The sequence below is a fragment of the Bacteroidota bacterium genome (assembly GCA_026391695.1).
Taxonomy (GTDB): domain Bacteria; phylum Bacteroidota; class Bacteroidia; order Bacteroidales; family JAGONC01; genus JAPLDP01.
Genome location: JAPLDP010000070.1, coordinates 88,589 through 95,972 on the forward strand (window position 1 = coordinate 88,589; position 7,384 = coordinate 95,972).

8 protein-coding genes are annotated in these 7,384 nt (G+C 35.9%); 5 read left to right on the forward strand and 3 right to left on the reverse strand.

All coding sequences use genetic code 11. The features are described from left to right. The first annotated feature begins 127 nt into the window (after window positions 1-127). The 3 genes from NT175_09895 (at window position 128) to NT175_09905 (ending at window position 4,341) form a co-directional block, all read left to right on the forward strand. Window positions 128-2,260: a histidine kinase gene (locus NT175_09895; GenBank protein ID MCX6235013.1), complete on the forward strand. Its 2,133-nt coding sequence runs from the start codon at window positions 128-130 to the stop codon at window positions 2,258-2,260. Between the two features lie 13 nt (window positions 2,261-2,273). Then, entirely contained in the window at window positions 2,274-2,888 is a 615-nt protein-coding gene (locus NT175_09900) for a response regulator transcription factor (GenBank protein MCX6235014.1), read from the forward strand. 142 nt (window positions 2,889-3,030) lie between these two features. Beyond that, on the forward strand, window positions 3,031-4,341 hold the full coding sequence (locus NT175_09905; GenBank protein ID MCX6235015.1) for an ATP-binding protein: 1,311 nt from the start codon (window positions 3,031-3,033) through the stop codon (window positions 4,339-4,341). A 208-nt stretch (window positions 4,342-4,549) separates the two neighbouring features. Here NT175_09905 and NT175_09910 read toward each other — a convergent pair whose 3' ends face one another. The 3 genes from NT175_09910 to NT175_09920 all read right to left on the reverse strand — a co-directional run bounded on the left by NT175_09910 (window position 4,550) and on the right by NT175_09920 (window position 5,407). Continuing rightward, entirely contained in the window at window positions 4,550-4,708 is a 159-nt protein-coding gene (locus NT175_09910; GenBank protein ID MCX6235016.1) for a hypothetical protein, read from the reverse strand. Beyond that, window positions 4,693-4,929 carry a hypothetical protein gene (locus NT175_09915; GenBank protein MCX6235017.1) on the reverse strand — a complete coding sequence of 79 codons (237 nt, stop codon included), beginning with the start codon at window positions 4,927-4,929 and terminating at the stop codon, window positions 4,693-4,695. The genes NT175_09910 and NT175_09915 overlap by 16 nt, the downstream gene beginning before the upstream one ends. A gap of 109 nt (window positions 4,930-5,038) precedes the next feature. Further along, window positions 5,039-5,407 (reverse strand): four helix bundle protein, encoded by a 369-nt coding sequence (locus NT175_09920; protein ID MCX6235018.1) that lies wholly within the window; start codon window positions 5,405-5,407, stop codon window positions 5,039-5,041. Between the two features lie 238 nt (window positions 5,408-5,645). Between NT175_09920 and NT175_09925 the strand changes: the two genes are divergently transcribed. Further along, window positions 5,646-6,044 carry a response regulator gene (locus NT175_09925; GenBank protein MCX6235019.1) on the forward strand — a complete coding sequence of 133 codons (399 nt, stop codon included), beginning with the start codon at window positions 5,646-5,648 and terminating at the stop codon, window positions 6,042-6,044. Window positions 6,045-6,149: 105 nt separating this feature from the next. Continuing rightward, window positions 6,150-7,256, forward strand: coding sequence for a T9SS type A sorting domain-containing protein (locus NT175_09930; protein MCX6235020.1), 1,107 nt, complete (start codon window positions 6,150-6,152; stop codon window positions 7,254-7,256). Window positions 7,257-7,384: the final 128 nt, after the last annotated feature.

Here is a 7,384-nt window from a genome sequence, read left to right on the forward strand (position 1 = left end):
CTTATAAAATGGACTGCAAAATTAGATAAATGTTGTTTATTGTAGTCATTTTGAAATATCAATTTGCTATATCCCTGAAATTTAGCTATATTTACCGGGGTAATTTATCCTCACCCTTCTTATTAGAATGAAAAAAAGAATCATCCATATTCTTTTTCATCCATTAATACTAAGCTTGCCGTTTGCAGTGACTATCATCCTGCTTTTACCTCCCATATTCGATCGCTACAGGGCGGTACTCCTTATGAAACAAAATGTTGGTACACGAAAAGTCATTTATCACGATTTCGATCACGATAGTATTAGTGAAGAAATATACCTGGCGACTGAACAACCTGAAGGGAATATATTTTCAACAGTTCTTATCCATAAAAATGGAAAAGTATTTGAACAGCCACGTTTACCAGGTAATTTCAGACCGGATAGACCTTACATGTTTGGTGATTATAATGGAAATGGTATGGACGAGATATACATTTTTACATATAGAAATGACTCCATTTTTATTAACGGGCTCGAGCCGATTTCGAGGAATAAGTTTTTTATAACTATCAATCAAAAGGTGAAATATGTCTGTAATTATATTCTCGACAAAGATGGTAATATTGATTTTGCGATGGATTCGGTAGGTGTTTTCGATTTGAACCGGGATGGTATGAAAGAGATTGTTTTTTCAATTTATACGGCATGGTCAGGTCAACCACGAAATATCTTTGCTTTCGACAGGGCAAATGATACAATTATTTCCTCTCCGATTTCCGGTACAGCTTTATATGAACCGATAAAATTCGATTTAAATAATGATACCTTTTATGAAATAATGGGTAATACCAATGCTTATGGAAATCGCAAAGAACTTGCATATGCCGATACCTGCACATGGTTGATGGTATTGGATCATCAATTAAATTTTCTTTTTCCTCCCAGGTGCATCGGTGAACATCATTCATGGCTCCAGGTGGCGCCTTTCAGGGATAAAAATAATATTTACATTGCAGCTCTGGATATAGAAAAAAGTACGGATGCTCCTGAATCTTCTTTATCCCTATTTGATATTAATGACAATCCGCTTCATCATCGAATCCTTGAAAATAAATTTGAAGAAGACTATTCTTATTTGTTTACTCTGGATAAATTTAATAGAAATAAACTCTGCCTGGTATATGAAGATGGCACTGTTAAACAGTTTAACAGTGATCTGGATATTATTAACAAGAAAAAGATCAAGATTGGCAGAATAGGTTTATCATTGGCTCCGCCTTATATGACTGATATTGACAATGATGGGGATGAGGAGTTTCTTTTCCCTACCATAGATTTTCAGAACATTGTTTTAACAAGGAATGATTTCTCATATCCAGTCGTTATTAATATTGGTTTATCAGAAATTCGATCGTTTGATTTTTCAGTTAAACTGGCAAAGCAAGAAAGGCCACTGCTTTTTATTCAACACGACGAACAAACTTATCTGTATAGTTATTTCAAGAATCCTTTATTCTTTCTTCAATATTTTATTTATATCGGCATTTACTTATTTATTGCTATTATTATTTTTGTCAGCCAAAAAACTCAGCAAATTCGCATCAAACGAAAATATGACCTGCCGAATGAGATAGCGCAGCTTCAGATGAAATTCATCCAGACCCAGATTGACCCGCATTTTACTCTTAACCTGATCAATTCCATCGGAAACCTCTTCGAAAAAAGAGATACGGAAAAAGCAAACCTTGTCTTTGGTAAATACACCAAATTGCTGAGGAATTCTCTTTTAAACTCCGACAATACTGCTATTCCACTTTCTGAGGAAATTGATTATGTGTCTAATTACCTCGAGCTGGAAAAATTCAGAATGGATGATAAATTTGAATACAACATACGGATTGATGAGAATATCGACACACAGACCATCATTCCCAAGATGCTGGTACACACCTTTGCTGAAAATGCAATTATACATGGAATCAAGCATCTCAAAGGGAATGGGATACTGAATATTTCAATCAAATCGGAAGATAAGAATCTGTTGATCTGCATAGCGGATAATGGCATTGGCCGCGCAAAAGAAAAGGAGTATTCACAATTCTCCGCCGGCCGCGGACTGCATATCCTCGACCAGATACTTCAAATCTATTTTCAATTATACAATGTGAAGATCACCTATGAAGTGAATGATCTCTATGATAACTCCAATCAGCCGTCCGGAACGAAAGTAGAGATTACTATACCTGAAGGGGGAGGAAAGATGAAAGATGAAAGATGAAAAATTTTTATTAATGAAAACCATTTCATGCTTTGTTGTTGATGATGAACGCGATGCCCGCGAGCGACTCGCCATTCTCCTCACCAAATTCGATGACGTAAAAGTCATCGGAATGGAGGGCGATCCTGAACAGGCCATTGAATCAATCTTACATAAAAAACCTGACCTCGTCTTCATCGACGTTGAAATGCCCCGAATGAGCGGCTTTGATGTCGTAAAAGCCATCAAATCAAAAGACTTCCATCCCACATTTATCTTTGTGACCGATTATAACCAATACGCCATTAAAGCCATAAAAAATGAGGCATTCGACTTTTTACTCAAGCCTGTCGACATCGATGAACTAAAAGATACCCTGCACCGCTTCCGCGAATGCCATAAATTGCAGTACGGCACAGGAACAGGTCAGCATATTCCCCTGGATGAAGTTCATCTAAGTGAGAGGGAAAAGGAGATCCTGCGGCTATTAGTGCAATGTAAGACCTCCAGGCAAATTGCCGAAGAACTGTTTATAAGCAAAAACACTGTCGATACTCACCGCCGCAATCTCCTTGAAAAAACAGGCCTGAAAAACACCCATGAACTGATCCTCTGGGCTATTGAAAATGGGATGAAAGATGAAAAATGAAAGATAAAAGATGCAAGATTATCAATGAATAATACCATATTTATTTTTCATCTTTCATGTTTCATCCTTCATTTTTACTCTTTTACCCTTGTATTATTAAAGTAACTTCTTTAATTTTGCCTTGTATTTTTAAAATTTTAAAATGAAAAGATTGATAGACGAACAACTTGAGCAGTGGAAAAACCAGAAAAGGCGAAAACCAATTATTATTCGTGGAGTACGGCAGGTAGGGAAAACATGGTCGGTGAAAGAATTTGGGAGAAAGTTTTTTTCAGATACCATACTTATTGATTTTGAACGAAATCCGGAGCTCAAACGGTTATTCATCGCCGACCTGAATCCAAAGCGGATATGTGCAGAGCTTGAAGTTATCCATAATAAAACGATTTCTCCCGGACAAACCCTGCTATTCCTTGATGAGATTCAGGAATGCCCGTCTGCCATTCAATCTCTTCGTTATTTTTATGAAGAATATCCGGAGTTACATGTTATCGCAGCAGGTTCATTACTGGAGTTCTCAATGAATGAATTTTCATTTCCTGTCGGAAGAATCCAATTTATATGGATGCACCCGCTGGGATTTTCAGAATTTCTTATGGCCACCGGTAACGAAAAAGCCGATGAGATCATTCATGCAAAACCGGAGCGTATTTCTGACACACTTCATGCTTTTCTACTTGATTTACTCCGGAAATATATTTTAACCGGAGGCATGCCTGAGAGTGTCAGGACGTTTGCAGAGACCCTGTCTTATCAGGAATCACTTAAAGTCCTTGCCGAACTTGTTAATAGTTACCGGTTGGATTTTTCAAAATATTCCCCCAGAGTCGATAAGGATTGTTTGAATTCCGTATTGAATTCAGTATCGCAATCCATTGGACAGCAAACAAAATATGCTCATCTTGCAGATGGGTTTACGAATCCCACCATTAAAAAGGCCTATCAGACACTTGAAAAGGCGAATATTTTTCATAAGATCCCGTCAGTTTATCCTGATGCCAAACCACTTGGTGTCAATGTCAGAGAAAAAGTGTTCAAGACATTGATGGTTGATGTCGGGCTGATGCATCATTTTCGCGGAATTGAGTCCTTTAAGGAGTTCATGTTTTCAGACCTTATGCACCTTTATAAAGGGGCAATAGCTGAGCAGTTTGTCGGGCAGGAACTGAACCTGTCTCAGAACAGACAGCTCTACTACTGGTCGCGGCAAGCAAAAAGCAGCAGCGCCGAGGTGGATTATGTCATTCAGGTTGGTGACAGCGTGTATCCCGTTGAAGTAAAAAGTGCTTCAGCCGGGCGTTTGAAGAGTATGCACCTTTTTTTGGATACCTATAAAAACACCCCTGAAGGGCTTATTTTTTATACAGGTCACTATGCCGTATTGCCACAACAAAAAATCAAGTTCATCCCGCTATACTATGCGAATTCTGTGAGTATGAAAGAGTATAGATGAAAGAGTAAAGATGAAAGATGAAAGATGTAAGATTATTAATGAATAATACCATTTTTATTTTTCATCTTTCATCTTTCATCTTTAATTCCAATGGATTTCTTCTGCTATCCCAAATATGGAGTATGTGAATTTCCTAATTTTTTACCTGATAGAATATCCGTTAATGAGCTTTGACGACAAAACGTTCTTCTCTGTTTTCAAGTTGTCGTCACATTTCAGGAAACCGGGAAAGCGTTTTGATTATTTGCCTGAGAGAATGATCCAAACGGCTGCTATATGATTTATTTCCGATCCGTTGATACCAGTAGTCGAGAATTTGAATCCTGTCGGCAACAGCAATTTGCGACCAGATTATTCGCTGAGCCATTTTTCAACAAGTTTATCAGCCTCGTCATTAGTCATTGAATGACCTTCAACGATCTGTTTTTTTGATTTTGCGATGCGCTCAATCTGATGGTCTGAAAGAACGGGAGGGACGGTTGGTTTATATTTAAATTCCAGGAATTCTCTGACCGCCAGTAGAAAATCATTATCATCAATATTCTCGATGCTTTCATGAAGCAATTCCTTTAGTTCTTTTGTGCTCATATTTTAAATTTTAATACAAAGTTAGCTTGTTTTAATGATGAAAGAGTAAAGATGAAAGATATAAGATGCAAGATTATTAATGAATAATACCATTTTCATTTTTCATTTTTCATTTTTCATCTTTATTCCTCTTACTCGTCACCAGTGATTTTCCGATAATATTAAGCAACATCTGAGATTTTCCCAGTGCTGGTGAAATCGAATCGGCCGGTAGTATTTTGGACATTTCAATGAGCCGAAGCCAGTAATTGGTTTCTTTCAGTTCCTTAAAACAGATATGAAGTTTATGAATAAAATCTGCTTTGCTCTGTGCTCCACAGGCTTCTTCATAATTAGCGCCGGCAGATGTGCCACTGCGCAATAGCTGATTGATCATAGCTCCATAATTGGATGTCTTTGCCAGTTTGCCGGAAATCATGACGATCTCCGCTCCAAGCCACAGAAATTCTTCAGATATGTCGACGTATGAATATTCCATGACAATTAATCCATTTATTCACAGAATGTGACCCCATTGGGTGAGGAAAAATGAAAGATTAAAGATGAAAGATGAAAGATTTCTAATGAATAAAACCATATTTATCTTTCATTTTTCATTTTTCATTTTTCATCCTTCATTATACTCATTAGTGAGTACTCTTTTACTCACTTGTGATAATCCCATTCCCCGAATCCTGAACTTACCTTTATTTAGTAAAAATTGAACTTTGAATTAGATGAAACCAATTACCTGTTTAATAGTTGATAATGACCAGTTTGCGAGTGAGAGACTTGAAAATTTATTAAGCAAGATTGAAGGCGTTGAAATTTTAGGAAACATAGAAGCTTCGGTTAGTGCTGTTAGTGCTATAGTTGAGAAAAATCCTGATCTGGTGTTCATCGAAGTTGAGATGCCTGTGAAGAATGGATTTGATGTGATGAGTGAGGTTAGAAACAAATATTCTGATTCTGAATTTATTTTAGTCACATCTTTCAACCATTACGCTATTAAGGCAATTAATTATTCAGTTTATGGATATTTATTAAAACCAGTTGATTATGATGAACTTAAAGAAGTTGTTCATGGATATATCAGATCAAATAAAAACTCAGAAACACACACCTATGAGTACTAAAATACTCATAATTAATGACTCACGCTTTAAATAATGAAGACTAATTTTGAATCAGTTCAAATAATATACAACATACGGAATATTAACCTTAAAAAATCTAAAACCATGAAAACAAAAATTTTACTAATGGCATTTTCTTTAATCTATTTCATTTTTATTAATAATCTAAATGCTCAGAATGAGATTCCAATAATTGAGGAATCTCTTCGAGATGCGGAAATTATAGATCCAATAGAGGATACTATAGCAATTTCAGAACAAATGGAAACAGATGATCGTGTAATATGTAAAACATGTCCGGAATATAACTTCTCTATTAGTCCCACAGCTTCCTGGAAAACCCACAGTAGTTCCATTGTTAGCAATGGTTGTAAAATTTATAAAATAAGTGTTACCCCAGGAAGAATATATATATTCAAGACAGGATGTGGTAATGGTGCTACTGCATCTTTTGATACATATTTGAAAATATTAAGTTCTAATTGTTATCTACTAGCTGAGAATGATGATGGTTGTGAAGAGGGTCGTTCATATGTTGAATATAATTCTGCCAGTGGTTATGGAACAATTTACCTGGTTGTATCAGGCTGGAACAGTTATAGTTATGGTTCATTTAAATTGGCGTATAGATATGAAACTGTCTGTTCTACCTGTCCTGACTACAATTATACCATTAGTCCAACAACTTATTGGAAAACTGCTAGTGGTGGTCATGATGAATACGGCTGCCAGGTGTACAAGATGTATTTAAACGCTGGAAAGTTTTATACCTTTAAAACTGGGTGTGGTAATGGTGCTACAGCCACTTATAATACTTATATTAAAGTTTATAATAATGGCTGTCAATATTTTTGTGGTAATGATAATGGATGTGAGTCAAACCGTTCATTAGTTAACTTCTATATGGGCTATACTGGATATGTATATGTAAAAGTTATGGGTGTAGGGGCCTCTCATGGATCCTACACTCTTGCCTATAAATACTCATATTCAGATAGATCAGAACTTCAAACAGATATTGAAAATTATACTTTGGACAATTCTATTAATCTATATCCTAATCCGACAAAAAATGCATTTACTATTGAATTAAATGATAATCAATCCATTTCTGCAGTACAATTATTGGATTTGACAGGTAGAGTCGTACATGATTGGAATATTGAAAGTAATAATAATGTTCAAACATTTAATATATCAGGGTACCTCTAAAAACTTTTATTTATTAGAAATTTGAAAGACAAAACAACCATACTTTAAATTTTCAGCTCCGAAAGCCTCATCATATTGGGCTAAACGGTGCTGGACTTATAATCGTTCTTTGACTTTTTGTATCCTAC

Bases quoted from the DNA above. Each gene is read 5' to 3' on its own strand.
- NT175_09895 (MCX6235013.1), top strand. From the start codon at position 128: ATGAAAAAAAGAATCATCCATATTCTTTTTCATCCATTAATACTAAGC.
- NT175_09900 (MCX6235014.1), top strand. From the start codon at position 2,274: ATGAAAACCATTTCATGCTTTGTTGTTGATGATGAACGCGATGCCCGC.
- NT175_09905 (MCX6235015.1), top strand. From the start codon at position 3,031: ATGAAAAGATTGATAGACGAACAACTTGAGCAGTGGAAAAACCAGAAA.
- NT175_09910 (MCX6235016.1), bottom strand. From the start codon at position 4,708: ATGGCTCAGCGAATAATCTGGTCGCAAATTGCTGTTGCCGACAGGATT.
- NT175_09915 (MCX6235017.1), bottom strand. From the start codon at position 4,929: ATGAGCACAAAAGAACTAAAGGAATTGCTTCATGAAAGCATCGAGAAT.
- NT175_09920 (MCX6235018.1), bottom strand. From the start codon at position 5,407: ATGGAATATTCATACGTCGACATATCTGAAGAATTTCTGTGGCTTGGA.
- NT175_09925 (MCX6235019.1), top strand. From the start codon at position 5,646: ATGAAACCAATTACCTGTTTAATAGTTGATAATGACCAGTTTGCGAGT.
- NT175_09930 (MCX6235020.1), top strand. From the start codon at position 6,150: ATGAAAACAAAAATTTTACTAATGGCATTTTCTTTAATCTATTTCATT.